The sequence below is a fragment of the Roseomonas rosulenta genome, assembly GCF_016106005.1.
Taxonomy (GTDB): domain Bacteria; phylum Pseudomonadota; class Alphaproteobacteria; order Acetobacterales; family Acetobacteraceae; genus Neoroseomonas; species Neoroseomonas rosulenta.
Genome location: NZ_JACADR010000449.1, coordinates 1 through 2,288 on the forward strand (window position 1 = coordinate 1; position 2,288 = coordinate 2,288).

The window sequence follows — 2,288 nt, forward strand, 5'->3', positions numbered from 1 at the left end:
GGGCGCCGGCTTGGCTTGCGCGCCGTGCACGGGCGCGCCCGGCGCGGCGGTCGGTTGGGGCGCGGTCGCGCGGTCCGCTCCCGGATCGCGCAAGCGCGTGATCCGTTGAACCGTGCTCATCGGTTCCCTGAGCGGTGGCGCATCCTTGGCCGACCCGGGCGGGCGCCCTGCCCCGCTACCCGATCAGCCCGCTGATCCAGCGCACCACGCCAAGCTGCGTCAGGTCGTTCCAGGTCGCGAAGACCATGAGCGTGACCAGCAGCGCGAAGCCACCGCGGAAAGCGTATTCCTGCATCCGCGCGGTCAGCGGCCGGCCGCGGATCGCCTCCGCCGCGTAGAACACCAGGTGCCCGCCATCCAGGATCGGGATCGGGAACAGGTTGATCAGCGCCAGGTTCACCGACAGGATCGCAATGAAGCTGAGCAGCGGCAGCAGGCCCATATCCGCCACCTCGCCCGAAAGCTGGGCGATCCGCAGCGGCCCGCCGATCTCATCGGCGCCGCGCGCGCCGCTGATCATCTGCCACACGCCGACCAGCGTCTGGCCTGACACCGAGACCATGTGCCAGGTGCCCTGGATCACCGCGCTGAAGGGGTCGAGGCGCTCGCGCTCGACCGCGCCGCCGGTCACGCCCAGCATGCCGCGCCCGTCATCCGGGCGGGCGGCCGGGGTGGCCACGACCTTGATCTCGGCATCGCCGCGGCGCAGCAGGATCTCGACCGGCTGGCCGGCGCGCGGCTGGATGTGGCGCTGCAGCTGTTCGAAGCGCGACACCCGCTCGCCATCCAGCGCCAGGATGCGGTCGCCGGGCGCCATCCCGGCGCGATCGGCGGCGGAGCCGGCCACCACGGTCTGCACCGCGGTCGAGCCGACCGGGCGGCCGTAGGTGGCGAAGATCGCCGCGAACAGCACCGCCGCCAGCAGGAAGTTGAAGGCCGGCCCGGCGGCGACCACGATCGCGCGGTCGCCCACGGATTTTTCGTGGAAGCTCTCGCCGGGGCGGAAGCTGCCCGGTTCGGGCGGAGTATCCCCGGCATGCTCCATGCCGTGCATCTTCACGTAGCCGCCGAGCGGTATCCAGCCGATCCGCCATTCGCAGCCGCGCTTGTCGTTCCATGAGGCGATGGCGCGTCCGAAGCCGACTGAGAAGCGCTCCACATGCACCCCGCGCCAGCGCGCGGCCAGGTAGTGGCCGAGCTCGTGGAAGAAGATCAGCACGCCCAGCACCACAGCGAAGGCGAGGATGGTGCGGAGGGGGTCGGGCAGGAAATCCATCGCGTCCAGTTCCTTGGCGGCGGGCCGTCAGGCCGCGACGCGTTGCGCGGCGATCCTGGCCGCCTCGCCTCGTGCACCGCGATCCAGCGCCAGGATGGCACCGAGTTCTGTCGCAGCCGGCGCCCCGAGCCGCGCCAGGCTCTCCTCCACCACCGCGGCGATGTCGAGGAAACCCAGGCGCCGGTCGAGGAACAGGCCCACGGCCACCTCGTTCGCTGCGTTCAATATGGTGGTCGCCCCGCACCCCGCCCGCAAGGCCTCCCGCGCCAGGCGCAGCGCCGGGAAGCGCACCGGGTCGGGGGCGAAGAAGTCGAGCCGCCCGAGCCCGACCAGGTCGAGCTTCGGCACCGCCGCCGCCATGCGCGCCGGCCATGCCAGGGCATGTGCGATGGGCGTGCGCATGTCGGGCGAGCCGAGCTGTGCCATCACCGACCCGTCGGAATAATGCACCAGGCCATGGACGGTGGATTGCGGGTGGACCAGCACCTCGACCCGGTCCTCGGGCACCGGGAACAGGCGGACCGCCTCGATCAGTTCCAGCCCCTTGTTCATCATGGTGGCGGAATCGACGCTGATCTTGGCCCCCATGGACCAGACCGGGTGCTTCACCGCGGCCTCGGGCGTGACCGCGGCCATCTGCTCGATCGGCATGGTGCGGAACGGGCCGCCCGAGGCGGTCAGCACGATCTTCTCGACCGTGGCGTAGGGATCGGTGCCGCCGCCCCGCGATTCGAGCGCCTGGAAGATGGCGTTGTGCTCGGAATCGACGGGCAGGAGAGTTGCGCCGGCGGCGCGGGCCACCGCCAGAACGATCTCGCCGGCGCAGACCAGCGCTTCCTTGTTGGCGATGGCGACCACCCCGCCGCGGCGCAGCGCGGCCAGGGTCGCGGGCAGTCCGGCCGCGCCCACGATGGCAGCCATGGTCCAGTCGGCGGGACGGGCGGCGGCCTCGACCACGGCCTCGGGGCCGGCGGCCGTCTCGATGCCGGACCCGGCCAGCGCCTCGCGCAGC

At 72.1% G+C, this 2,288-nt stretch carries 2 protein-coding genes; both read right to left on the reverse strand.

Going from position 1 to position 2,288, the window contains the following annotated elements:
* Positions 1 to 175: 175 nt before the first annotated feature.
* The gene (rseP, locus tag HW578_RS25650; RefSeq protein WP_198373544.1) at positions 176 to 1,276 is read right to left on the reverse strand and encodes an RIP metalloprotease RseP; all 1,101 of its coding nucleotides are present in this window, start codon (positions 1,274 to 1,276) and stop codon (positions 176 to 178) included.
* A gap of 27 nt (positions 1,277 to 1,303) precedes the next feature.
* Positions 1,304 to 2,288, reverse strand: a 985-nt coding sequence (dxr, locus tag HW578_RS25655; protein WP_198373545.1) for a 1-deoxy-D-xylulose-5-phosphate reductoisomerase, incomplete at its 5' end; no start/stop codon positions are given.

What these genes read in the sequence shown, in the direction of transcription:
- rseP (WP_198373544.1), bottom strand. Translation starts at nt 1,276, where the DNA reads ATGGATTTCCTGCCCGACCCCCTCCGCACCATCCTCGCCTTCGCTGTG.